The sequence below is a fragment of the Arthrobacter sp. 2MCAF14 genome (assembly GCF_052115645.1).
GTDB lineage: Bacteria > Actinomycetota > Actinomycetes > Actinomycetales > Micrococcaceae > Arthrobacter.
Window position 1 is genome coordinate 33,473 of the sequence record NZ_JBFRHB010000006.1, and the last position, 24,778, is coordinate 58,250.

The 24,778-nt window shown below is 65.5% G+C and carries 22 protein-coding genes; 3 read left to right on the top strand and 19 right to left on the bottom strand.

Features of this window, described 5'->3' with window-relative positions:
* Positions 1 to 55 precede the first annotated feature (55 nt).
* The 10 genes from AB4074_RS06645 to AB4074_RS06690 form a co-directional block, all read right to left on the bottom strand.
* Positions 56 to 1,039 carry an Fpg/Nei family DNA glycosylase gene (locus AB4074_RS06645; RefSeq protein ID WP_441412663.1) on the bottom strand — a complete coding sequence of 328 codons (984 nt, stop codon included), beginning with the start codon at positions 1,037 to 1,039 and terminating at the stop codon, positions 56 to 58.
* On the bottom strand, positions 1,032 to 6,062 hold the full coding sequence (locus tag AB4074_RS06650) for a DNA glycosylase AlkZ-like family protein (protein WP_441412664.1): 5,031 nt from the start codon (positions 6,060 to 6,062) through the stop codon (positions 1,032 to 1,034). Before AB4074_RS06650 ends, AB4074_RS06645 begins: the two co-directional genes overlap by 8 nt.
* A gap of 70 nt (positions 6,063 to 6,132) precedes the next feature.
* Positions 6,133 to 6,771 (bottom strand): DUF4232 domain-containing protein, encoded by a 639-nt coding sequence (locus AB4074_RS06655; RefSeq protein ID WP_441412665.1) that lies wholly within the window; start codon positions 6,769 to 6,771, stop codon positions 6,133 to 6,135.
* 105 nt (positions 6,772 to 6,876) lie between these two features.
* A complete protein-coding gene (locus AB4074_RS06660) occupies positions 6,877 to 7,605 on the bottom strand; it encodes a YcnI family copper-binding membrane protein (protein WP_441412666.1) in 729 nt (242 codons plus the stop codon).
* 85 nt (positions 7,606 to 7,690) lie between these two features.
* Positions 7,691 to 8,314 carry a hypothetical protein gene (locus AB4074_RS06665; RefSeq protein WP_441412667.1) on the bottom strand — a complete coding sequence of 208 codons (624 nt, stop codon included), beginning with the start codon at positions 8,312 to 8,314 and terminating at the stop codon, positions 7,691 to 7,693.
* 69 nt (positions 8,315 to 8,383) lie between these two features.
* The gene (locus AB4074_RS06670) at positions 8,384 to 9,634 is read right to left on the bottom strand and encodes a hypothetical protein (protein WP_441412668.1); all 1,251 of its coding nucleotides are present in this window, start codon (positions 9,632 to 9,634) and stop codon (positions 8,384 to 8,386) included.
* A 64-nt stretch (positions 9,635 to 9,698) separates the two neighbouring features.
* Positions 9,699 to 10,928 (bottom strand): cation:proton antiporter, encoded by a 1,230-nt coding sequence (locus AB4074_RS06675; protein ID WP_441412669.1) that lies wholly within the window; start codon positions 10,926 to 10,928, stop codon positions 9,699 to 9,701.
* A gap of 39 nt (positions 10,929 to 10,967) precedes the next feature.
* Complete coding sequence (locus AB4074_RS06680) at positions 10,968 to 11,363, bottom strand: hypothetical protein (protein ID WP_441412670.1); 396 nt, start codon at positions 11,361 to 11,363, stop codon at positions 10,968 to 10,970.
* Positions 11,356 to 11,928 carry an SRPBCC family protein gene (locus AB4074_RS06685; RefSeq protein WP_441412778.1) on the bottom strand — a complete coding sequence of 191 codons (573 nt, stop codon included), beginning with the start codon at positions 11,926 to 11,928 and terminating at the stop codon, positions 11,356 to 11,358. The genes AB4074_RS06680 and AB4074_RS06685 overlap by 8 nt, the downstream gene beginning before the upstream one ends.
* Positions 11,929 to 12,021: 93 nt before the next feature.
* Positions 12,022 to 13,173 carry a sulfite oxidase gene (locus AB4074_RS06690; protein WP_441412671.1) on the bottom strand — a complete coding sequence of 384 codons (1,152 nt, stop codon included), beginning with the start codon at positions 13,171 to 13,173 and terminating at the stop codon, positions 12,022 to 12,024.
* A 448-nt stretch (positions 13,174 to 13,621) separates the two neighbouring features.
* Here AB4074_RS06690 and AB4074_RS06695 point away from each other — a divergent pair, with 448 nt between their 5' ends.
* Positions 13,622 to 14,224: a DUF1214 domain-containing protein gene (locus tag AB4074_RS06695; RefSeq protein ID WP_441412672.1), complete on the top strand. Its 603-nt coding sequence runs from the start codon at positions 13,622 to 13,624 to the stop codon at positions 14,222 to 14,224.
* A 1-nt stretch (position 14,225) separates the two neighbouring features.
* Positions 14,226 to 14,879 (top strand): DUF1254 domain-containing protein, encoded by a 654-nt coding sequence (locus AB4074_RS06700; RefSeq protein WP_441412673.1) that lies wholly within the window; start codon positions 14,226 to 14,228, stop codon positions 14,877 to 14,879.
* Positions 14,880 to 15,102: 223 nt separating this feature from the next.
* On the opposite strand, the gene AB4074_RS06705 is transcribed toward AB4074_RS06700, so the two are convergent.
* Both AB4074_RS06705 and AB4074_RS06710 read right to left on the bottom strand, forming a co-directional pair.
* A complete protein-coding gene (locus tag AB4074_RS06705; protein ID WP_441412674.1) occupies positions 15,103 to 15,744 on the bottom strand; it encodes a dihydrofolate reductase family protein in 642 nt (213 codons plus the stop codon).
* Positions 15,745 to 15,820: 76 nt separating this feature from the next.
* Positions 15,821 to 16,765 carry a methyltransferase family protein gene (locus AB4074_RS06710; RefSeq protein WP_441412675.1) on the bottom strand — a complete coding sequence of 315 codons (945 nt, stop codon included), beginning with the start codon at positions 16,763 to 16,765 and terminating at the stop codon, positions 15,821 to 15,823.
* 152 nt (positions 16,766 to 16,917) lie between these two features.
* Between AB4074_RS06710 and AB4074_RS06715 the strand changes: the two genes are divergently transcribed.
* On the top strand, positions 16,918 to 17,391 hold the full coding sequence (locus tag AB4074_RS06715; RefSeq protein ID WP_441412676.1) for a MarR family winged helix-turn-helix transcriptional regulator: 474 nt from the start codon (positions 16,918 to 16,920) through the stop codon (positions 17,389 to 17,391).
* Here AB4074_RS06715 and AB4074_RS06720 read toward each other — a convergent pair.
* From AB4074_RS06720 to AB4074_RS06750, 7 genes are all read right to left on the bottom strand, one after another.
* Positions 17,388 to 17,642: a hypothetical protein gene (locus AB4074_RS06720; RefSeq protein ID WP_441412677.1), complete on the bottom strand. Its 255-nt coding sequence runs from the start codon at positions 17,640 to 17,642 to the stop codon at positions 17,388 to 17,390. The genes AB4074_RS06715 and AB4074_RS06720 overlap by 4 nt on opposite strands.
* A gap of 197 nt (positions 17,643 to 17,839) precedes the next feature.
* A complete protein-coding gene (locus AB4074_RS06725) occupies positions 17,840 to 18,625 on the bottom strand; it encodes an SRPBCC family protein (RefSeq protein ID WP_441412678.1) in 786 nt (261 codons plus the stop codon).
* 22 nt (positions 18,626 to 18,647) lie between these two features.
* Entirely contained in the window at positions 18,648 to 19,502 is an 855-nt protein-coding gene (locus AB4074_RS06730) for an FAD binding domain-containing protein (protein WP_441412679.1), read from the bottom strand.
* On the bottom strand, positions 19,499 to 21,868 hold the full coding sequence (locus AB4074_RS06735) for a xanthine dehydrogenase family protein molybdopterin-binding subunit (RefSeq protein WP_441412680.1): 2,370 nt from the start codon (positions 21,866 to 21,868) through the stop codon (positions 19,499 to 19,501). The genes AB4074_RS06730 and AB4074_RS06735 overlap by 4 nt, the downstream gene beginning before the upstream one ends.
* Positions 21,865 to 22,395, bottom strand: coding sequence for a (2Fe-2S)-binding protein (locus tag AB4074_RS06740; RefSeq protein ID WP_441412681.1), 531 nt, complete (start codon positions 22,393 to 22,395; stop codon positions 21,865 to 21,867). The genes AB4074_RS06735 and AB4074_RS06740 overlap by 4 nt, the downstream gene beginning before the upstream one ends.
* 91 nt (positions 22,396 to 22,486) lie before the next feature.
* A complete protein-coding gene (locus AB4074_RS06745; protein ID WP_441412682.1) occupies positions 22,487 to 23,653 on the bottom strand; it encodes an XdhC family protein in 1,167 nt (388 codons plus the stop codon).
* The gene (locus AB4074_RS06750; RefSeq protein WP_441412683.1) at positions 23,646 to 24,776 is read right to left on the bottom strand and encodes a vWA domain-containing protein; all 1,131 of its coding nucleotides are present in this window, start codon (positions 24,774 to 24,776) and stop codon (positions 23,646 to 23,648) included. Before AB4074_RS06750 ends, AB4074_RS06745 begins: the two co-directional genes overlap by 8 nt.
* Positions 24,777 to 24,778: the final 2 nt, after the last annotated feature.

Sequence of the window (24,778 nt, forward strand, 5' to 3'; positions counted from 1 at the left end):
AGCGAATTTCTGTGTCATCGGCGAATTTCGGTGTCGCCACGCGATTCCTCCAGCGTCAAGGACCGGGCTGGCACTTCGGGCAGAAGTAGATGGTCCGGTCTTCCAACCCCGACGCCGGTCCCAGTAGCCCGCGGCGAATGGGCGTACCGCAGCGAAGGCACGGCTGGTGCTCGCGGCCATACACCCAATAGCCGGAGCGGGGAATCCCCCGGACTCCAGGGAACGCGGTGCCACGCGTCATCCTTCGCCCCGGTCCTAGGTTGGCCTCGAGCAGGCCCTTGGCCTCGCCGAGCATCTTCGTCAGGTCCGGCACAGCCGACACCGGCGAGGCCGGATGCACCCCAGCCAGGAAACACGCCTCGCAACGGTAGATGTTGCCGATGCCGGCGAGGTTCCGCTGGTCCAACAGTGCGACGCCGATCGGAGTGTCCGGTGCGGCCCGCAGCCGGCGAACGGCCTCTTCGGCGTCCCAGCCCGGCCCTAGCAGGTCCGGGCCAAGGTGCCCCACTACGCGGGACTCGTCCGGGGTCGGGATTACTTCCAGGATTCCCAAAGAGAAGCCGACGACGTCGGCCGTCGCCGTGCGGAGGACGCACCTGGCCGTGTGGCCGGGTTTCCTCCAGCGACCGCCGGGGGCATAGACCTGCCAGCTTCCCTCCATTTTCAGGTGCGAATGGATGGTCAGGGCGCGCCGGGGCCGTGCGGCCGCAGCCCAACCGGCCTCGTCCGGCGAGGCCGCCGCCGATCCGGCCTCGGCGCTCCCGGCCGCCGCCGATCCGGCCTCGGCGCTCCCGGTCGCCGCCGATCCGGCCTCGGCGCTCCCGGTCGCCGCCGATCCGGGGGCGGCCGAACCCGCAGTCGGCTCCAGCAAGCGCATGAGCAAGTGCTTTCCCCGTGGCACCACTTCGGACACAGTCCATCCGGCCAGATTTAGCGTGGCGAACCGAGGTACCCGGAAGTCAGAGGAGACAAGTGTCTGCCCGGCAAGGGCCTTGTGCAGCTCCGCGGCAGCTCGCCAGATCGAGTCGCCCTCAGGCACGGATCCTCAAACCCTTCGGCGTGGAGTACGCTCCGGCAGCCGCAAGGGCAAAAGCCACGGGGGTGTCCAGGAGGTCATGGCCATTGACCTTTTCCATGATCAATTTGTCCACTGCTCCCCGACGCACCACGCCTACGAGCGCCGCAGCGGCAGCCGCCAGAACGGCGTCGTCATGGCTGAAAGTGAGCAGGGTCTTCCCTCCGCGTTCGACGTACAAAACCAAAGCACCGTCGACCATGATCACCAAGGCCCCTGCCTTCCGCCCCGGACGGTGACCCGATCCGGCGTCGACTGCCAACGCGGGCCACGGGAGGGCCGCGCCGTACGGGTTGGCGGGATCCGTGGAGGCCAGGGCCAAGGCGACAGGCTCGGCCTTGGCGAGTTGGGCATCCTCCGTGAAGGAGCGCAAACGGTCCACAGTCGCCGGCACGGCAAACTGGGCGGCTCCGAGGTGCTCGATGAAGTAGCCGCGACGGCACCGCCCTGCTTCTTCGAGGCGCGCGAGGACCTTGTACATCAACCCGAATCCGCCCACGATGTTCTCCACCATGACAGAGCCGCGGGTCACGACGCCGTACCTGTCGAGGAGGAGTTCGGCGGTGCCGCGTGCATGGATAGTGGGGTCGAGCTCAGGAGCCGGCAATGCCGACCAGCGTCCAACGGCGAGCGGGGGAGTGGGAGCCGTTCCGGTGACCGAGCCGTAGCGTCCGCCAGTGAGTCCTGGCGATCCCATCAAGCCCGTGCCGTGCGAGCGGCCGAGCCTGCTCATGCGCAGGGACCTGGCCCGCGGCGGCCGGGCGGGCTGCTTGTGTGCCGTGCGGCCGCCTGCGATCATCGCACGGACGGGGGCGAAGGTGTCGCCCGTGATGCGGCCGGCCCAGACGAGATCCCACAGGGCGGCGGCCACGGCGTCGTCGCTGAGGACCGCATCCATGCCGCCCGCAACCTCGGTGAGCTGCCGGAAGAAATAGGCGCCCCCACCGGTCTCCAGGTATTCCAGAAGGCGGAGTTGGGCATCGCCGGGCTCGAAATCAGGGTCCGGGTTGAGCGTCAGTTCCGCGGCTTCGGCCACGTGGAGGCTGATCCAACCGTCGTTCCCGGGCAGCGAGCCGGCTCCGGACCACAAGACTTCGCCTGCGGCCATGAGCTCGTCCAACATGGCCGGTTGATAGTCGGAGATCCGGCTGGCCAGCACCAAAGGCTCCCAGGCCGACGCCGGAACGGGGACGCCGGAGAGCTGATCGATGGCGGTCATGATGCCGTCGAGCCCGCGCAGCGCCGGGGCACCCCGGGAACGGCCGGCAGAGGGCACGGACACGTTTTGCCAGGCGGGGAGGAACCGGCCGTAGGCGGCAGCGTCCACCGGCTCCACTTCGGCGCGCAGCGCGGCCAGTGAACGACGCCGGAGCTTGCGCAGCACTTCGGAATCGCACCACTCGCTACTCAAGGGGACTCCGCGGATCGGCACAGCCGGGAGTTCCGGCGCCTCCAACAACTCCGCCCGTTCATCGGGAACCGAGTCCGGCGCGCTCGGGTGCGGGCGGAACTCGCCCTCAACAACACGGCCGTCCGCCGCCAAGCGCTTCAGTGCGGTGCCCACGACGGCGACACCCAGTCCGACCCTCGCAGCAGCTTCCTCGGCCGTGAACGGTCCGTGGGTCCGCGCGTAACGGGAGACCAGATCCCCGAGTGGATCGTGGACGGGTTCGATGAAGGCGAGCGGCACTCCCATGGGGAGTGGAACGCCGATGGCATCCCGGAGCCGGGCCGCATCCTCGATTGCCGCGAATCGTTCGACGCCGCTGAGGGTCACGGTGAGGGCGCGATTGGCCTTGCGCAACGCCGCCAGATGCAACGCAGCCAGATGCGATCCGGCCGCCAGCTGCATCGCCGCCGGATCGGGGGAGGCTTCCACCCCTTCGGGCTGCAAGCGGGCAGCCACTTCTTCGATGCTCAGGGGGCCCAGCAGGCGCAGTAAGTCGGCGACGCCTTCCATGCCACGGACCCGCCGGTCCGGTGCCAGCCGCTGGAGCTCAAGCTCGGTGGCCTCAATGACCTTCGCGTCCAGGAGTTCGCGCAGTTCCACCCTGCCCAGGAGCTCGTTCAGGAGCGTGGAGTCGAGGGCCAAAGCCGCGGCCCTGCGTTCGGCGAGCGGAGAATCGCCCTCGTACAGGTACTGGGCCACATACCCAAAGAGCAGCGACTTGGCGAAGGGGGAGGGCTGCTGCGTGGTGGTTTGAACCAAACGCAGTTCCCGGCGCTCGATCGAGGCGGCAATGTCTTTCAACGCCGGGAGGTCGTAGACGTCCTGCAAGCATTCACGCACGGTTTCGAGGACGATGGGGAATGAAGGGTATTTCTTGGCGACGTCCAGCAATTGCGCCGAGCGTTGCCGTTGCTGCCAGAGGGGCTGCCTTTTCCCAGGATTCTGCCGCGGCAACAACAGCGCACGCGCGGCACACTCGCGGAAGCGCGAGGCGAACAAAGCACTGCCGCCAACCTCCGCCGTCACGATCTGCTCAAGTTCCTCCGGATCGAACAGGAACAGCTCAGCCCCGGGCGGTTCGTCCTCCATCATCGGCACCCGCAGCACGATGCCGTCGTCGGCGGCCATGGCGGAACCGTCCAGCCCGTAGCGCTGCTGGAGCCGCTGCCCGACGGCGAGGGCCCACGGTGCATGGACCGGCATGCCGAAGGGGCTGTGCAGGACGACCCGCCAGTCGCCGAGTTCGTCGTGAAACCGTTCGACGACGAGTGTCCGGTCATTGGGGACGACTTCCGTGGCCTGCTTCTGTTCGCCCAGATACTGGAGCAGGTTGCCGGCGGCGAAGTCGTCCAGCCCGCTGGCCTTGCAGCGTTCCAGCGCCGGACCTTGGTCCGAAGCGGAAAGTTCACGCACGAATGCTCCGAGCGCCCGGCCGAGATCCACCGGCCGGCCCAGGGAATCGCCTTTCCAGAAGGGGAGTTTTCCAGGCTGGCCGAAGGCGGGCGAGACGAGGACGCGGTCGTGCGTGATGTCCTCGATTTTCCAGCTGGTGGCACCCAGGGCGAAGATGTCCCCGACGCGTGATTCGTAAACCATTTCTTCGTCGAGCTCACCGACGCGTCGGCCGCCTTTGGCAGCGCGCGACGCCGGACTGGGCTCCTGTGCGGACGCCGCACCGTTCTGGCCGGATCCAGAAGCAGATCCAGAAGCAGAGCCTTCCGTCTCGGTGCCGATGATGTAGACGCCGAAGAGTCCGCGGTCGGGGATGGTTCCGCCCGAGGTCACGGCAAGGCGCTGTGCTCCCGGGCGGCCTTCGATGGTGCCGGCGTTCCGGTCCCAGATGATGCGCGGCCGGAGTTCGGCGAATTCGTCCGAGGGATACCGTCCGGCCAGGAGGTCCAAGGTGGCTTCGAAAGCCGAGCGTGGCAGGGTGGCGAACGGAGCGGACCGGCGGACGGTGGCGAACCATTCCTCGACATCGATGCTTCCCAGAGCGGTGGCGGCGACCGTTTGTTGGGCGAGGATGTCCAAGGGGTTGGCGGGTACATGGAGGCGTTCGATCTTCCCACTCAGCATCCGTTCCACGGTGATGGCGGTGTGGACGAGGTCTGCCCGGTGTTTGGGGAAGAGCACGCCTTCGGAAATCTCACCCACTTGGTGGCCGGCGCGGCCTACCCGCTGGAGTCCGCTGGCCACCGACGGCGGCGACTCGACCTGGACCACCAGGTCCACGGCACCCATGTCGATGCCGAGTTCCAGGGATGACGTCGCTACGACACACCGCAGCCGTCCTGACTTGAGGTCGTCCTCGATGAGTGCCCGCTGGTCCTTGGACACGGAACCGTGGTGCGCACGGGCCAGGACCGGATCGGCGCCGCTCGTGCTTCCGGCCTGGGCCATCATGTGGGCGGGCGTCGCCGTCGAGGACGGCAGCTCCGAGGGTGTCGGCCCCGCGGACGGCCCTCCGAAATCAACCGCCACCGAATCCGACGCGGCAGAAAACACATCCGCCGCCATGAGCTGGCGCTCAGCGTAGATCTCGTTCAGCCGTGCCGTGAGTCGCTCCGCGAGACGCCGGGAGTTGGCAAACACAATGGTGGACTGCTTCGACAGCACAAGATCAACGATCTTCTCCTCGACATGCGGCCAGATAGACGCTTGCGGTTGAAGTCCGGAGGCTGGCCCGGAGTCGAAGGCGCCCGCAGCTCCCGCCAGGTCCGACATGTCCTCCACAGGAACGCTGACGCTGAGGTTCCAGTTCTTGTGCGATGGCGGCGCGACGATTTCCACGGGTGCCGAGCCCGCCAGAAACTGTGCGACCAGCTCGCGCGGCTCCACGGTGGCCGAGAGGCCGATCCGTTGGGCGGGTTTCGGCAGCAACGCATCAAGCCGTTCCAATGAAACTGCAAGGTGCGCGCCACGCTTGGTACCTGCAACTGCGTGGACCTCGTCGACGATGACGGTGTCCACTTCGCTGAGCGTCTCCCGGGCTTTGGACGTCAGCATGAGGAACAAGGACTCGGGCGTGGTGATAAGGATGTCTGGCGGGTGGCTGAGCAGCGCGCGGCGGTCCGCCGTCGTCGTATCTCCTGAGCGCACGCCGACGCTCACAAGCGGGGCCGGCAATCCGAGCCGTTTGGCGGTCTGGGTGATGCCGATCAGCGGCGAGCGGAGGTTCCGTTCGACGTCGACGCCGAGTGCTTTGAGGGGCGAGATGTACAGGACACGGGTCTTGCGCTTGGGGGCTCTGGCACGGGCGCGGCCGCTTGTTTCCTCAAGACCCGGAAGGGCGTCCGGCGAAGCAGCCGGCGACACGGACAAGAGCCGGTCCAGCGCCCACAGGAATGCTGCGAGCGTCTTGCCGGAACCAGTAGGTGCCACCACGAGGGCGTGCGATCCGGAAGAAATGGCTTTCCATGCACCGTCCTGGGCAGGTGTGGGCGCGGAGAAAGCACCGAGGAACCACTCGCGCGTGGCAAGGCTGAAACGGCCCATGGCTGTATGGCCCGGACCGCCCGGTAGCTCCTGCTCCTGCATTCCTCCATCATGCCTCACGGCACTGACACAATCAGGAACAGCGCAGGATAAGGCTCAGGCGCTAACCCGCCTACCCCGCCTGGAACGCCTGGACGCTCAGGAGGTTGATATTTGTGTTGCTGCAGCCCGTACGCTGCTGCGGGATGAACAGCGAAGCGGTGTCCTCGGGTGGGTAAACCCGGAAACCGGCGGCAGGGGTCTGGGTGCATTCGGGGTAGTTCCCGGCCTGGGTGTAGCGGAGTTGGGCGAAACCGGCCTTCCCGGGAGCGAGAACCACTTGGGTCACAGGCTGGGAGTCGTCCCGCGCGGCGGCCGCGCCGATCGGATCGCCCGTGGCTCCAGACGTGAGCGAGACGCCCGGGAAGCCATTGAGGACGCAAGGTTCCGTGCCGGAGTTGGTCAGGATGAGTTTCATGTAGACGCTGCCTGCCGCTCCGCCCCCTGTGGAGTCGACAGAAGCTGTCAGCGAGCCCGCCTTGCAGAGCGCGACGCCGGATGCCGTGGTCCCGGTGCTCGATGGCGTGGCGCTGCCGCTTGAAGTAGGAGTACTTGAGGCCGAGGCCGACGGTGACGACGAGGCTGAAGCCGTGTCGCTGGGTACGGCTGAGCCCGAGGGCTGGGCCTGGCTTTGGAAACAGCCGGAGAGCAGGAATACCGAGGCTGCTGCCATCGTGAGCAGGAGACCGTTCTTGACTCGCATATTCGTCATGCGAACAGCTTTTCGTCGTCATTTGCCGGAGTCAACTGCGGCGCGGCAGCGGAGCCGGATTGGCGTCCGGATCGTGATGTTCCGGACGCCGACCCAGCGGAGCCGTTACTTGGACACTGAAGCCTTGGCGGAGCGGCTGCGGAAGAAGGCCGCGCCACCCAGCCCCAGCCCTGCCACACCGGCGATCAGGCCGGCCCAGCTGCGCGCCTGTGAGCCGTCGTCGGTCACGGAAGCTGCCTGTTCTGTGGAGATTGAAGCAGCCATGTGACCATCACCCGCGGCCGCGCCCGGGGCTGTGACGGCCACCGACGGAGCCGGAGCCTTCAGCGAGTGCGGGTCCTGGCCGTCCTTCGGGATTTCAGCCCAGTTCGTCTGCCCTTGCTCGCAGTTCTGGAGCGTGGGGAAGTAGAGCGTCTTGCCAGCGGTATCGGGCAGCTTCACGGACAGGACCAGCGCGTCGCGCAAGTGCGGGTCGAGCGGGGCCTTGGCCGTGTAGACGATCTGGCTGGTGCGCTTGGTGATCGAGGTGCCGTCGGCCAGCTTCTTGGGTTCAGGCAGCGTCTGCGTCACCTTCTCGACCGTCCAGTTGGGGTTCACCGTGGGCGTGGCGTCCGTCAGTTCCTCGGGGAGGTTGATGGTCAGCTTGGTGGTGCCCGAGGTGTCGCAACCGTGCGGGACGCCGAAGGTCAGCAGCGCGTACGAGTTGGCGGTGGTCTTGTCCGGGTTGATGGAGACGTGCGCAGATGCGCCTGCGAGGCCAGCCATCATCAGTGCGGCGGTGCCGCCGGCGATTCCGGTGGCGGAGAGGGCGCGGCGGAGTGAGGACTTGTTCATGGTTGTTGCCTTTCAACGGGCGCGCGAAAGCGCGCCAAAGTGCGGGGATGTGCCCGTCACCAGTTGAAGGCGGTGCCGGGCGGAGTCAGGAGGGTACGACGACGGCGGGCGGGCCGCATCTGCTGTCTTGCCTGAGGTTCCGCCACGGGCGGGGGACGAATACGGCAGGTGCGCTGAACGCGACAGCTGAGCTGCCGGCGTCGGTCCTGAAGATCAGGCGGATGAGCTGCAGGAGGGGCCGGAGCCAGGCTTCGAGTTGCCACAGTGCCTGCTCGCCCTTGGCAAGGAGCAATGCCGAAGCGGCAGTGGCGAGGGCGTGCCCCGTAAGCATCAACCAGCTGAGGGGAGTGTCGACCTCGTGAAAATGCACTGTTTCAGCGCCCAGCGGCGGGGAAAGGTGCTCGGCCGCCAGGTGGTGTGCCGGTGATCCCGGAGCCGGGACGGTGAGCGGACCGAATGGCGTGAAGGCTTCGTGCAAGACCTGCTGGCCGGCTCCCAGAAGCGCGGCAATGACCGGGAATCCGAGCTTGAAGCGGGTGGCAAGCGTGGTGACGAGCCCGGTCAATGCGAGGACGGCCAGCAGGACCGGCGCGACGGGAAGCGCACCGCCGGAGAGCACGTGGGCCCCTGCCGCGAGGGCAACAATGGCGACCGCCAGAGCGCCCGAACGCATGGCATGGAAGGGTGTCCGGGCATGCGATGCGCGCACGGGTTCCTCCCTCGGTAGCGTTCAAGCGGGTGGTTGACCGTCCAGTTCGGGCTGGTCAACCCGGTCATTCTACCGGTGGTTCGGGGCTGGTTGGCTGTCGGATGGGTCGTGTGACGGGGGCTCAAAGTCCTCCAAAGCAAGGACAAGAGCAAGCGCTGGGGGGACGCACTGGATGACCACCGGGGAAACGGTGTAGTGGGTATCCACCTGAAGGAGCCCGAGCTCGGCGAGCTTGGCCAGCTGGGTGCGCGTGCGCCTGGCCGAGAATGCGAGGAAGATGTCGTCCCCCGCACCGAGGTCTGCTGATTTGCTGAGTTCCTCCACACCCATGGGCTCCGCGGTGGAGCCCTTTATGAGGACCGTTGCAAGGAGTTGGTCGGAACCTTCTTGAAACATGCTTCCCGAATTCATCACGGCACTGGCAAGGAACACCACGAGGAACTCCCGGCGGATCTGAAGCCTCGACTCAAGGTCTCGGGAGTGCCAAGATTCTGCGCCTGCCCCGGGTACGGCACGGGTCGACCCGACGGACAAGATGCGGGAGTCGACGAGTGCTGCCCAGATCTCGCGCAGCACGGGCACATCGTGCATGGACCTGACCTCAAAAGTCTCTGACTGGCTTTGAGCGTATTCCTCGCTATCGAAGAGGGGCACTAAGGGCTGTTTCCCATTCTTTTTGCCTCTGGCTTTCACCCCTACCGCGGCAGCGGCACCTTCTACGTCCTTCAGCCGGAGCGCCCTTGTGCTGGTGACGTCCTTGCCTTCTCCGAGCCATTCGAGCAAGCGGCTGGCAAGTTCAAGAACGGGGAGTTCCCGGAACCCTTGGTCCTGCTCTTCTCCGCTGAGTTCCGGAAGGTCGAGCGGTGGAAAGTCCGGCCCATCGTCAGCTAATTCTTCAGTGAGGAACGAATGGACGATTGAGTATTCTTCCTCGCTTCCAGACCAGCGCCCAGTCTCGGAAAGAAAGTCAACGTACAGGTGCAGGTAATCGTAGACCTCGCCTAAAGCGTCGTCCATGTCGGGCTCGTCCAGCACGCCGACGAGCGCAAAGGCGGCGTCCTCCAAGGTGTCCGGGTCGATCCTGGTAGCTGAGCTCTGATCGCTGACCGCATGGCTGGTGGTCATGAAGAGTTTGACCACTTCCAGGGCCTGCAGAGCGTCAGGGGTATCCCCAAATTTCTCGAACCAGTGCACGAAATCCGGGGTCAAAGAGTCAACCGAGCGATGGTTGAGAACCAGCTGCAAGGGCAGTTTGGGGGCCGAAGGCACTGCCTTGAGGTGCCCGCCGCGGGCCTTTGGCTTTTTCGTTTTCCGGCTCATCGCTATTCCTTCGTTCCGAGCGCACAGCTACTGCATTGACGTTACCCGACGCAGTACGCGGGAATCACGCAGTGATCGCCGGACCACCTTCCGACGGCTTGCCTGCCGGACCTTTGCCTGGCGTTCCACCGCTCGCCGGCCCCTCGCCCGCGGCGTCCGGGGACACCTGCGAAAAGCTGCGTGCCGCCCTCGAGCCGGCGATGGTGCTTGCCCCGATGCTGATGAGGGCACCGAGGATCATGGCGGCGGCTTCTCCTGGTTCCAGCAAGTGCAATTGGGAGCCGATGGTGGCGGCTGCAACCGGTACTCCCAATTGGGACGAGGCCAGTACTGCGAGCGGCAGGGGCTGGCCGAGGGCCCGGAGGCTTCCGTGCACCAACAGTGTTCCGAAGCCAAGGCAGATCCCGAGGAGGATCATCCGTGGGCTGCCTGCGAGGGTTCTCAGGTCGAGCGATGCACCCAGCCAGACGAAGAACACCGGCCCCAGGAAACCGTCGCTCACGGCAAAGAGCTGATGCGCCAGGCGACGGGGTTCGCCCACTGCGGAGACCACCAGGCCGAAGGAGAACCCGGCCAGCATGATGGAGACGTGGCCCAGAACCGCGAGTCCGGAAAGCGCGAAGAGCAAGGCCAGCTGGATCCGCAGTTCCAAGGCGAACTTCCGGTCTTCGGACATGTCGTGCAACCGTCCGCGGTTGCCGCTGTTCTCCAGCCAGCGCAGCACAAAGAACAAGACCAGCGCGCAAGCCGCGACGACGGCAGCCCCCACCGCCGCCCGCCCAGCGTTAGGCGGGTCGACGGCTAACGGAAGCGCCACAATGCAAGCGATGTCAGCGATCGCCACTTGCGCCGTCGTCGTCAGGACCTTCGGCCCTGTCAGCCGGAGCGAGTCGACGATCGGCAAGACCAGCGCTGCGGAGGAGGAAGCGAGCAGCACGATGTAAAGGGGAGCATGTCCGGTGCCGAAGGCGAAAGCGATGACGACTCCGACGACGGCGGCCAGCACCGCGGCGACGCCGGCGCGCAGGGCGCCGCTACCCAGGGCAGGGCGGATGGCTTTGTCCCGCACGGGGACGTGCGTCCCGGCCACGAACATGATGAGGGCGAACCCGACGTCGGCTACAAAGGTGAAGGTGGGATCCGAAGAGTCCACCAGTCCCAGACCCGTGCGTCCGATCACGATGCCCGCCAGCAACTGCCCGAGCACAACGGGAAGGTGCCATTTCCGCGGCAGCGCCAGGAGCGGCCCGAGGAGCGCGACTGCGGCGATCAGCGCAAGCTGAAAGAACGACACGTTCCTCCTTCTCCGGGCATGGCGGTTGGCCTGCGGTGGTTACCGGGGCGCATCAGTCAGTTTCAGGGGAATGTCCGTGTTCTCGTCCGTGTAGTAGCTTGCGCACACCCGGTGATAGCCGTCGGCTACCTGCGCGGGCATGCCCGTGGCCAGGTCTCCCCGGACCATCAGGATGGGCGAGAGCTTCTTGCCCTCCTTGATTTTCTTCAGGTCCGAGGCCACGTGGGCGTTATCTTCCGGGAGCAACGCAAGGCGGGCGGCCCGGAGAATGTCCTTGGCTTTGCGGTGCTGGATGGGCGCCTCCTTGAGGGCGGCGACCACCGAGGCCACCACGTGGTCGGATTCCAGGAGGGAAAGGTAGTCTGCGGCGCTCGGGTAGTCCTGGTCCTCGGGCTCCAGCAACCAGCGGACTTCGCCTTTGTTATCGTCAGGCATGCGTTGTACTCCTTGGCCAGCGGTATCGGCTTGCAAACGTAGGCGGCGCCGGACGGGGGACCTTGGAGAGGTCCGTGCCGGGGCGTCGCCGTCGTAATTCAAGGGCGAGGCTTTCTTGGCCGCGGGCCATCGCCCAGTGGTGATTCGCGGCAAAAGCGGGCTTGAGCAGCCAGCTTAGTGGTCGGAGCAGTGGTTTCGATGTACTGACCCGCCAGTCGTAGGTGACCACGGTTTCGGGGCCGTCCTGTTCGAAAGTCCAGCGCCCGGTACCATGCAGGTCGCCGCTCGCCGCGATCGCGAAACCTCGCTCCGTGATGGGTTCGGTGACCGTGAACCTCCAGCGAAGCGTGTACGGCAGCCAGCCCTTGGAGTGCAGGGAGAAGGCTTTTCCCGTACCGTCGGCATTTCCCGGATCCAGCGGAACAACCCTCAGATACACCGAGGGCCACCAGCGTGGCAGTGTTCCGGCGTCGCCCAAAATATCCATGACCTCACGCGGGGTCCCCGCGACGCGCCAGACAGTGAGGAACTCGTAGTCGGTGTTGCTCTTGGAAGTGCCGCCCATTGCTGCCTCCAGGGCGCGGATGGATAGTGGACTCACAGTACTCATGCCGTTGCACACGGTCAACGGCCCGGCTTCGGCGTTCACGCGGGCCGGTTACTCCCGGACGGTCACCGTCAGCCGTTGGATGTCGTTGTTTCCCATGCCTTGATAGTTCCACTCCGGCGTCTCGGGCTGGATCTGCCCGGTGGAATCCGTCGCACGGCATGCCAACTCGCGGGAACCGGGAGTTGCGATCCACGTGAATGTCCATCCGCGCCACGCATGCCGCCCGGCGGGAGCTTGAAGCTGGGCCTGCTCCCAGACCCCGTCCACAGAGACTTCCACGCTGTCCACGGTTCCTTTCCCGGACCAGGCCCGGCCGCTCAGCTGGACCGGTCCCGCCTCCACGGTGCGTTGCCGCGTGAAGAAATCGGGAACGCCGGGCGGAACCATGAGGGAGCGGACCTTGATCCGCTGGACGGGCTCGCCGGGATCGTCTGCATCTTGGGTATAGCGATAAGAGTCGAGCTGTTGGTAACCGTCGAAGCTGTGGTCAATTGCCTCGATGGATTGCAGCCATTTGACGCTCGTCATCCCGTACCAGCCCGGGACGAGCAAGCGGACGGGGTAGCCATGCTGCGGTGGCAGGGCTTGGCCGTTGACCTCATAGGCGAGCAGGACGTCGTCGGACATTGCTTCCGCGAGGGCCAGGCTGCGCGCGTACTGATGCTCCACGCCGCCCTGGATCCCGCGGTCCGCGCCCGTGAAGACGAGCTCGACGGCGTCGGGTGAGACGCCGGCGTCGAGCAGCAACGGAGCGAGCGGAGTACCGGTCCACTCGGCGGTTCCCACTCCACCCTGGTCCCAGGGTTGGCTCACGGGCCGCGGTTCCAGCCGCGAGCGGCCGTTGCCGGCGCACTCCATCGTGACGGCGTGGGTGCGGCGCTCGCGGTGCTGGAGGTCAGGCAGGGTGTACTCGTGCGGATGGTCAACTAGCCCGCCAATATTCAGCCGCCACGAAACGGGATCGATCTGGGGAACGTCGAAATGGACCAGGAGATAGTGCATACCGAGCGGTGTGACAGGCCATCGGAGCATCTCCAACGGCATGGCGTGGTTGCGCGAAGCTAGTTGCAGTTCTTCACGGGTGATGGGACCGGTGGTTGGGGTGACCGGTGCGGTTGGTTCTGTCGGAGCAGCGGTGGCGGTGGGGGCCGGGGTGGCAACAGCGGCGCCTTCCGCTGTGCGGCGGGTATTGACGCTCATGCTCCCAGTATGGGCGCCCGGGACGGTAGTGTCACTGGAATTTGCCCTGGGCAACGAGGCGCGTCCCGGTTGCTGTGCGCGCGACGGGGGCGCAGCGGTCCGCGTCCGACGTCGGGCTGTTGGGAAAGTATTCTTCATTGAGTTGGTCTTTGGTGCTTGCACTCGTGGACCAAGAGATATGAAAAAAAGGAGAGTCTCCGTGAAGATCCGAGCCCCACGACTCGACGTGAGTGGCGTTCTCCTTGTTTGGGCGCTGATATTCGGGCTTTGGCAACCTTTTATATGGTGGCGGGGGATTGTCGCTGCCGTGTGTTTGATCGTCGCGCTGTGGGGTTTTGCTGGGTGGTACCGGCGTCGTTCTACGCGGGGGCGTTGGCGCACCTAATTGCAGGGCGGCTGGCTGTGCGGAAAAGCACTCAGCCGTTTAGCGCAGTGGTAGTTTGCGGTTATGGCAAATGCCCTCGCGTGGTTCTCACAGTCCGGTGTCGTGCAAGGATTGATTCTCGGTGCCGTGCTGGCGTTCTTGACGGCGATCCTCGTGATGAATGCCGTGGGGAGGGCGGTCACAACGACTGTCAACGGTTGGAGCGCCATCCGCAAATGCGGCCAGCCTGGCAACGGAGTCCTCGTGCGGGCCGCCTGCGCCAAAGCCCTACCCGTCGTGAATGTCTTTGAGGAGGCCGCGTACTGGACGACTACGGTGGATGGCTCAGGGCAAACGCTGAGCGGCGGGCACGGATACGTCCTGCATTTTCCTCCCGGGAAACTTCCGCCGAATGACGCCTTCTGGTCGCTCACTCCGACCGATACCGTCGGGTATATGGTGAACAATCCCACTAATCGCCACAGCGTCGGTGACCGTTCACCTCTCGCGCAGAATGCCGACGGTTCTGTCGATATCTATCTCCAACATGAGGCTCCGGGCGGGCACGAGCAGAACTGGCTGCCGACTCCTTCCGGGAAGTTCAAGCTGATGTTCCGGGTGTATCTGCCTGGCGCGGCGATTCTCGACGGCACGTATCAATTGCCGCCCATTGCCAGGGCGCATTGAGATGAACCGCCTCATCTTGAAGTACGGACGTACCCTTACGGCCGTCATTCTGGCGGTCTTCGCTTGGGTCATCTACCGGCGGATCGCCAGTGGGGACGGGATCATTCCACTCGTCATAGCGGCGGTCATCGTATGGGGGCTCGGCGCGCCCGCGTTCATCTACCTCTGGCCGCGACTCACGGTCAATGGATACAAGAGGGCGATCCTCAAGCATGGATTCGGCGACGGCCCCATCCCAATTAACACGCTGTACGCCGTGCCCGGCACCTCGTCCCCGTCGACGTCGCGCGGGAGCCTTATGGCAACCGGAGCTGACGATTTGCTCTACGTCGGCGGCTGGCTCGACTTGAGCAAGGGACCTCAAGTCCTCCACGTACCGGATATGGCCGGGCGCTACTTCAGCGTGCAGTTCACCGACCCTTCGAAAAGCACAAACTTTGCCTATGTCGGCAAACGCACGACGGGAACCAAAGCCGGCGACTATGTTCTCAGCGGGCCCGGCTGGAAGGGAACCGTACCGAACGGCATGACGCAGATTTCCTCGCCGACCCACTCCGCGCTCGTCATTGGCCGTGTCTTCGTTGAAAGCGACAGCGACCTTCCGACCGCTTACGCGCTCGCGAAGCAAATACAGCTCGCGCCGCCGAAGCAGTAGCGGTCGACGTGACCGGCCCAGATGTACGACGGCGAACGGCTCGCCGCCGATGACTTGCCGAAAGGCCCTTTCAGGACACAGGGGGAGATCAGAATGTCTGCAACGCTCAAGCTGACGCTCAGGGCAAAGCCCCCTGCCGAACTTTCTCTTGTCCTTTGCCGTTCCCAGCCTGGCACTCACGCTCAAACGGGAGTAGATGCGGCCCGCCGATCCCGTGTGAGCGTTATCGGCGAAAGGTGGCGTGGATGATGCCGCTTTCGGCGGTCTCTGACGTGACGGTGTAATCGCTTTCCAGCCCCCGGAGATCGTCCCAAAGCCGTATTCCACTACCGAGCAGGATGGGTGTGATCGCAACGTGTAGCTGATCGACAAGTCCGGCCCTGAGGTAGTCGCGTACAACGGTAGGGCCCCCTCCGATACGCACGTCCTTTTCACCCGCCGCACTGAGCGCTCGTTCAAGTACTTCTTCCGGGCTGGCACTTACGAAGTTGAAGGTCGTACCGCCGGCCATCGAGATGGCAGGGCGGGGCGTGTGAGTAAGGACGAACACCGGGACGCGGAAGGGAGGCTCGTCGCCCCACCAGCCCTTCCACTCAGGGTCATCGGGGAAGTTATGGAACCCGAACATGCCGGCACCCATAATCTCAGCTCCGACCCCCTCGAAGTAGGCCGCTGCGTATTTGTCGTCGACGCCGGACGTTCCTTCTCCACTGGTGTCATGCAAGACCCGCTCACGGAACGTGCGGGTGGACATATATGCATCAACCAGGCGGCCCCAATCCGAGCCAAAGGGGTTCTCCGGAGTTGCGTCGGTGGTCGTGGCGAAACCATCTAGCGAGATATTCAGGTCAACTCGAACAGCCATGGTGAAGGTCCCCTCAGATCAGTGGTTGCGTTATGCAACCACCATACTGGTGGTGAGATCATCGTCACGGAAGAATTCATTGTTTCTGAGAGCGCAGAGCCTTCGACACCCGCGGTACCCAGCAGCGCACGGCGTCGCGGTATTGCCGGAATTCTTCGCCGAACCGTTCCTCCAGGTCAGATTCCTCGAGCGGCCTGACAACGTAATTCCACACCAGCGAACCAACGACGGCGTAGGCCACCACGAGCCATGACTGCAGGATGACGCCAACTGCGGCGCCCTGGAGAATGCCCGCGGCCGCCATTGGGTTACGGATCCAGCGATACGGACCTGCGATGACCAAATGGTTCGGCATCGCCGATGGCAGCGGGGTGCCATTTCCCAACGTCGACATCGCTACGGCCGCCGAGATGCCAAGGGCGCTGGCGAGTACCAGAACCGCGACACCCACAGGAGCTGCAAACGAAGGAAACGTGAGCACTACCGCCCAGCGCTGTTCGAGAAACGCGACGGTAAACGGAATCACCGCCAGGAAGAACCCCCAGAACAGGACAATTTGCGCGAATGTTGAGGCCACGTGGGATGCGGCGGTCGGGCGGGGGATTGCGGGACGGAATGCGAACGGACCGCGGATGATCCACGCGGTCGGCACGCGCCCTAGCAAGACAAGGCAGAGCGCGAGCAGCGAACCTGCGGTCGCAGCGCCCATGGTTAGTAAGCCCCAGCCTGCTTCGGTTGTGATCGTGGCGTATACCGCCAGCGCGACGGCGACAACACCCGTCCAGCCTGTACTCACCACCGCAGCGGCCTTAACAGCAAACGCCGCCACGGCCGACGCCGCGACGAACAAAGGAATGTCGAGGACAGCAACCGCAACCGGGTCGAGGTTACCGAGGGTCGCCTCGCGCACCACCGGCGATAGGAAAACCGCGGCCCACCACAAGAAACCGGCAATCGCCTGCACGGCGAAATATGCTCTGCCCCACGAAACGGCTTCGCCCCGCCGAATCAAGGGCGACACCGGCTCAACCCAAACATCAGCATCCCCAATCGAAGACAATTTTGGCTCAGCCTACCCAATTCGAACGCTGCATCCGTCTTCACAGCCGACCGCCGCAGGACCAGTTAACCCCCAAACCCCCGCAAAATCCGCTCACGGCTACAATGAGACATATGCCGGACATCGAGCGTTGGCCCACCGGAAGGTTGCTGTCTACAGCGGCCCGGCTGGTGGAACACGCTTGGGACGAGAATCTCAGGGCGATCGGCCTCACCCACGCCGGCGTCATCGCGCTGGAGGTTCTTGCAGCCACTGGCCCCATCACCCAGACCACACTGGCGCAGATCGTGCGCGTGCAGGCCCAGACCATGGGGCAGACCCTCAGCAGGCTCGAGGCCCACGGGCACGTTAGCCGCCGTCGAAGTTCCGAGGACCGCCGGGTACACGTCGTTTCGCTGACCGATGCCGGCAGGGACGCACTTGAGCGGGCGGCGGAATCGGAACGGCAGGTCCTCGCCCAGGTGTCGATCGATACGTCGATGTTCAGGCAGGAACTGAAAACAGTCGTGCGCGAGCTGGCAGACCGGCAAGCACCAGAGGGAGACAGCGCCAGCGCCCCTCTTGCCTCCGCGGCACTGGAAGACTAGTCCGAGGAAACGTCGACGGCGGTCCGCTCATCGGGCGTTGGATCCCCACCGCGCGCGGACCGCTGGCCGCGCGCAGCCAATTCATCCAGAACCGCGTCGTACCAGGACTTGACCCCGAACTCAGGCTTCCCGACGTCGAGCAGCCTGAAGAGGGCGTCGGCCAAAAAGTTGAGCTCCGCAACAGACAACTTCGCAAGCCCCTGGATTGGGTCCAGTTCGCCCTCCAGGCATGCGGTGAGTAGCGCGTTCACAGCGCGGCTCCAGGCGTGTGGGCAGACACGCAAGAAGCGCTGAAAGAGAGGGGTGTCCGGCGGGTCATGGGGTCGCTCCATGGAAAGAGATCCGAGGGCCGCTGCATAACCCACCCTGATGATATCGACACGCCGAGGCGCGCGGCAAGCGCGCCGCGCTGCCCAAAACCAGCATCAATACAGCCCAAATAGCGCGTTCAGTCTCGTCCACGTCGCCGGACAAGCCAAGCCACCAAGATCACGGCAGCGGCGGCGCAAAGCACGGGGCCGAAACGACGAACCAGCACCGGCCAGACGGCCGAGCCCAGATCCAATTCCGACGACGGCGCGGACGGCGGCGCAGTTCCGACTGCGGCCGCAGGTACGGGCGACGCCGGGGGCCCGGCCATCGGCGCTGCAGGACCCGCGGCGAGGGGTCCGACGGCGGCGGGCCCGGCCGCAGTCGCGGCAGCAGGCTCCCCGGGCTCCGTTGCCCCAGCCGTCCCGGACGCTGCCGACGCAGCCGAGCCTCCGGCGTCGGGCTCGGTATCGATCGGAGCCCCGCCGCCCGCCTTCCCGATCACGCATTGGACAAACTGCTCCAGCAACTTGTCCGAGATGTCCTGGATGACGCCCCGGCCGAATTGGGCCGGTTTCCCGGTGACGTTCATGTCGGTGGTCACGTCCACGGAGGTGCCGTCGCCCTCGGGCGTCAGCACTGCAGTCACGGTGGCGCCCGCTGTGCCGTTGCCGCGTTTATCCTTGCCCGTGGCCGAAATGACCACCGTATGCGTCTCCTGGTTGCGCTCGAGGAATTCACCGGTGCCGGTGTAGATCATGGCGATCGGCCCGAGCTTGACCTTGACCGTTCCGGTGAACTGCTCGCCGCTCACGGACGTGAGGGTCGCCCCGGGGAAACAGGGCGCGATGTCTTCCAGCTGGTTGAACGAATGCCAGGTGTCCTCCAGCGAACTGGGAACCACGAAGTGATGTTTGAGTTCCACGTCTTCCTCCGTCTGTTTTCCGCTAGAGTCCGGCGGCCGCGAGGACGGCCCGCTTGGTCAGGACCCCGGCCAGGTGGCGGCGGTAGGCCGCGTCCCCATTGAGGTCGCTGGCGGGATCGGTCCCTTCGGCTGCGTGTGCGCTCGCGGTGGCGATCGCTTCCCGGGCCAGCGGGGCACCCGCGAGTGCCTGTTCGACGGCGGTCGCCCGCAAGGGCGTGCTGGCCATGTTGGTCAGGCCGATCCTGGCCTCAGCGATAGTGCCGCCTTCCACCCGGACCATGGCGGCCACTGAGACGATGGACCATTGCTGGGCCACGCGGGTGAATTTCTCATAGTGCGCACCCCATCTGGTGTACTTCGGCACCCGGATATGGGTGAGGATCTCGCCGTCGTCAACGGCGGTGGTGAAGTACCCCTGGAAGAAGTCCGCCGCTGCCACCCGGCGTTCCCCGTTCGGACCTGTCAGGATGAAGGTCGCGTCCGCGGCCAGCACCGGCGCGGGCATGTCGCCCGCCGGGTCGGCGTGCACCAGAGCGCCGCCGAACGTGCCGCGGTGGCGGACCTGCGGATCCGCGACCGTCGCCGCGGCCTTGGCCAGCAACGGCACGTGCTCGGCAATCAGCGGGTCGGTGGCGATCTGGTGGTGGGTCGTCATGGCTCCGATCAGCAGTGCATCGCCGTCGTCGCGGACCCCGGACAGCTCCCCGATCCGGCCCAAGTCGACCACCATGGCTGGGTCGGCCAGGCGCAGCTTCATCACGGGGATCAGGCTTTGGCCCCCGGCCAGCAGCTTCACGTCGTCTCCGGCGTCGGCCAACGCGCTCAGCGCCTCCGCCAGCGTAGCCGGAGCGGCGTAATCGAATGCGCTCGGAATCATTGCACACCTCCGGTGGTCTTGGCCTCTTCAAGGGCGGCCCACACACGCGCCGGCGTACAGGGCATCTTGATGTCCTTCACTCCAAGGTGCCGCACCGCGTCAAGCACTCCGTTGACAATGGCGGGCGTCGAGGCGATGGTTCCCGCCTCGCCGACTCCCTTTGCCCCCAACTGGTTGGTGGTGGACGGCGTCTCGGTGCGCGCCGTCGTGAAGTGCGGCAGATCCGGTGCGCTGGGCACCAGGTAGTCGACAAACGAGCCCGTGACCAGGGTCCCGGCGTCGTCGTGCACAGCCTCCTCATAGAGTGCCTGCGCGATTCCCTGCGCCAGGCCGCCGTGGACCTGGCCCTCCACAATCAGCGGATTGACCACCACCCCGACGTCGTCCACGCAAACGTACTTGCGGATGGTGACCTGCCCGGTTTCGGTGTCCACTTCCATGGCGGCCAAGTGGGTGCCGTGCGGGAAGGAGAAGCTCTGCGGGTCGAAGGTGGCGTCCGAGTCCAGATTGGGCTCAAACCCTTCTGGCAGGTTGTGCGCCGAGAAGGCGGCGAAGGCGACTTCACCGAATGCCGTGGACTGATCAGTGCCCTTCACGCTGAACTTGCCGTCCGTGAACTCGATGTCCTCTTCGCTGGCCTCCATCATGTGCGCCGCCAGAACCTTGGCCTTTTCGATCACCTTGTCCGCAGCGGCCAGCACCGCCATGCCACCGACGGTCAGCGAGCGGGAGCCGTAGGTGTCCAGGCCGCGCTGGGAGACCTGGGTATCACCATGCAGCACTTCGACATTTTCGAACGGCACGCCGAGCCTGTCCGCCACGAGCTGGCTCCACGCGGTTTCGTGACCCTGACCGTGGGGGGATGTGCCCGTGACCACCTCGACGTTGCCGGTGGGCAGCACGCGCACCTGGGCATGCTCCCAGCCGCCGGCCGCGTAACTGAGCGCGCCAAGCACGCGGGACGGAGCCAGGCCGCACATTTCCGTGAACGTGGAGATGCCGATGCCGAGTTGGACGGGATCGTTGGCTTCGCGGCGCCTCGCCTGCTCAGCCCGAAGCTCGTCGTAGCCAAAGAGCTCCAGCGCCTTCGCCGTGGCCGCCTCGTAGTTGCCGCTGTCGTATTCGAGCCCCGTGACAGTGGTGAAGGGGAATTCCTCGTGGCTGATCCAGTTCTTTTTGCGCACTTCCAGGGGGTCCATGCCCAGTTCGACGGCGAGTTCATCCATCAAGCGCTCGATAGCGAAGGTTGCTTCCGGCCGGCCTGCGCCCCGGTAAGCGCCCGTCCACGCCTTGTTGGTGAAGAGGTTGTTGCATTCCAGTCGGTACGCCGGGAACTTGTAGATGGCGTTGTACATGAACGCGCCCAGGATCGGGACTCCCGAGCCGATAATGCCCAGGTAGGCGCCCATGTCCGCCAGCAGCTGGATGTCCAGCCCGGTGACAATCCCGTCCTTCGTCGCCGCGAGCTTCACCTTCTGCACTTGGGCCCGGCCGTGATGTCCGGACTGAAGCGATTCGCTGCGGGTTTCAGTGTACTTGCAGGGCTTGCCGACCCGTCGGGCTGCCATGAGGGTGATGAATTCCTCCGGGATCACCGTCAGTTTTCCGCCAAAACCGCCGCCCACGTCGGGGGCGATCACACGCAGCTTGCTTTCCGGGATTCCCAGCGTCAATGCCAGAATCAGCCGCAGGATATGGGGTATCTGCGTGGACGACCACATGGTGATTTGCTCACTCGTGGGGTCAACCACGATCGAGCGCGGTTCCATGAAAGCCGGGATGAGGCGCTGTTGATAAAAGGTGCGTTCGATGAGTACCTCGGCGTTCGCCAACGCCTCGGCGATCGGCTTGCCTGTGCCTGCCTCGCCCGAGTCAAACACCCATGTCGCCGACAGATTGGACTCCAAGCTGGAGTGGGCGAGCACCTTGTCCGTAAACGCCTCCTCTAGATCCAGGACCACCGGAAGTTCGTCGTAGCTGACGTCCACGAGTTCGACGGCGTCCCGCGCCGCTGCGGCGCTGCGGGCAACGATGCAGGCCACTACCTCGCCGGCAAAGGCCACCTCGTCGACGGCGATCGATGGGAACGCGGGCGCCTTCTGCTCGGCGGTGACGGGCCAGACGTTCGGCAGGCTGCCCTGTTCCGCGGCCACGTCGGCTCCGGTAAGCACGGCGACGACGCCGGGTGAAGACTTCGCTGCGGACGCGTCGATCGACGTGATCTTCGCATGGGCGAACGGGCTGCGGACCATGGCCAAATGGAGCATGCCGGGCAGCGTCATGTTGTCGGTGTACCTGGAGCGTCCAGTGATGAGGTGGGCATCTTCCTTGCGGAGGCGGGGCCTGCCGATTTCGGCGATGGTCATGCTACACCTGCCGTTTCCGTCTGATCGCTGTCTGCGGACACGGTGCTGTCGGAAGAAACGGTTCCGTCAGCCGCGGCCTGCACCGCGGCAACGATGTTCTGGTACCCGGTGCACCGGCAAAGGTTCCCCTCAAGGCCGTCCCGGATTTCCTGCTCGGTGGGGTGCGGGTTTTCGGCGAGAAGAGATGCCGATTGCATGATCATGCCGGGCGTGCAGAAGCCGCATTGCAGGGCATGGCATTCGTGGAAGGCTTGCTGCAGAGGGGCGAGCTTGCCGTCCCGAGCCAGGCCTTCGATGGTGGTGACGTTGTGGCCGTCTGCCTGAACCGCGAACATGGTGCAGGATTTGACGCTGACTCCGTCCAGATGGACGGTGCAGGCGCCGCAGTTGGTGGTGTCGCAGCCGATCAATGTGCCGGTCTTGCCAAGCCGTTCGCGCAGGTATTGGACCAGCAGCAATCGTGGCTCGACATCGTCTGTGTAGCTCACATCATCGACTTCGACGGTGATCGTCTTGGAACTCGCCATTGGGATCTCCTGTCGCGTTGGACTACGAGCATGAGTGCCCGGCATCCAGTCCTGATGTGACACAGGTTACTCCTCAGGGGAGGCGAGCGCCCTAGCTCGGCTCGAGTTCGTACCCCGTATCCTCGCGGTCCGCTTCGACGGTGGGTTCGTGGTGGATCCGGGCCTCCATGGTGCTCAATCTTCCGCCGCCGCCACCCCAGTGCAAGGCAATGATTTCGGCGGCGATGGAGACGGCTGTTTCCTCCGGGGTGCGGGATCCCAGGTCCAAGCCGATCGGGCTTGAGAGCCTGGCCAATTCGGCCTCGGTCAGGCCCGCTTCGCGCAGCCGTTCCAAGCGATCGTGGTGCGTGCGCCGGGATCCCATCGCCCCCACATAGGCCACGTTGTGGCGCAGCGCCAACTCCAGCAGTGGCACGTCGAATTTCGGATCGTGGGTCAATACGCAGATCACGGTGCGTTCATCTACTTGGCCGGCACTGATCTGTCCCTGCAGGTATCGGTGCGGCCATTCCACCACCACCTCGTCGGCCTGCGGGAACCGGGCAGCCGTTGCGAAAACCGCGCGTGCGTCGCAGACCGTGACCCGGTAGCCCAGGAAGGTGCCTTGTTTCGCGACGGCGGCGGCGAAGTCAATCGCGCCGAACACCAGCATGCGTGGCTGCGGGGCGAAACTGAGGGCGAAAACGCGCATGCCTTCCCCGCGCCGCTGCCCGTCCGGTCCGTACATGAGCGTGGCGTTGCGGCCTGCTGCCAGCAGGCCCTGGACGTCGTCGGATACCGCATGATCGGCACGCTCGCTGCCCAGGGAGCCGACAAACCCATCAGGGCGAACCACCAGGTGCCGGCCCAGCCAAGCCGGATCGGGGTGTTCGATCACGGTGACGATGGCAACCGGGCGGCCGGCACCGACGTCGTCCGCCACTTGCGGCAATTCCGGGAAGATCGCGGTGGAGACCGGCTCCACGAAAATGTCCAGGATCCCGCCGCAGGTCAGGCCGACCTCGAATGCGGCGTCGTCACTGATACCGTAGCGCTGCAGCACTGGCCGGCCGGACTCGACCACCTTGGTGGCCAGTTCGTAGAGCGCTCCTTCGACGCACCCGCCGGACACGGAGCCGACCGCGCTGCCGTCGGCGTCGACCATCATGGCGGCCCCCGCCGGCCGTGGTGCGGAGCGGAAGGTGCGCACCACCGTTCCGAGTCCTACTGTGTGGCCGGACGCCATGGCGGCGACCAGATCGTCCAAGACTTCACGCATTGGCAACCACGTCCAACAACTCCTCGAAACTCTGCATTGAGTGCCCCCCTATAAAGAAGTCAACGTGCGGCAGCACCGCCCTGATTCCCCGTTGCAGGGGCTCGTACCCCGCCTTGCCGCGGTGCGGATTGGACCAAATGATCCGCCTCGCCAGATGATGCAGCCTCTCGGCTTGGCGTCCCAGCAGTGCAGGGTCGCCCCGCTCCCAGCCGTCGCTGGCAATCACGACGACGGCGCCGCGCACCATCACGCGCTGGCCCCAGCGGTCGTTGAACGCTCGCAGCACCTCTCCAAGCCGGGTTCCGCCGGACCAGTCGGGGACGGTGCGGCCGGCGAGGGCCAGGGCATTGTCCGGGTCCGGAACCCGAAGCGCGTCCGTCACACGGGTCAGGCGGGTGCCAATCGTGAATACCTCCACCTGGCGCGGGGCGGCTTCCACTACCCGGTGGGCCAAGCGCAGGAGGCTGTCCGCGTAGGGTGCCATCGAACCCGAAACATCGATCAACCAGACCATCCGGCGGGGCTTGCGCGGAGCACGGGCGCGGCGCAGCGGCCCCGGTTCCCCGCCGCGGCGCAGCTGGTCGCGCAGGGTGCGCACGCGGTCGACGTCGCCGTGCCGGTCGAGGTGCTTGCGCCGGGTCTGCCGGGTGGGCAAGCGCACCTGCAGCTCCTCGAACATCCGGTGCAGCAGCGCCCGTTCCGCGTCGTCCAGGATGGCTACATCGCGGTGCCGCAGCAACTCCCGACGGCTGGCGAGTGCCCGCAACTGTTCCCGCCCACCTTCCGGGCCGCCGTCGTCGTCCAAAGCGGCGGCGCTGACGGACGTCGCCGAGGTTTCCAGGTGTTGCGCGGCGGAATGTTCCACGGCGAACCAGGCCTCAAACGTCCGCTGGTAGGCGGGCAAGTCCTCCGGCGAGGCGCACAGAGTGGCCCGGCCGGCCCAGAACACGTCCGAGCGGCGGTCCACGGCGAGCCTGCCTACGGCGTCGACGAAGCTGAGCGAGCGGTCCGCGGTCACTTTCACCCCTGCGGCGCGCACTGCGGCAGCAAAGGCCAGGAGGATTTCTTCGGCGCTGTGCCCGGTGTTCTGGCCTGCCGGGGGGCTCCCTCCTGCGAGTGGCATGG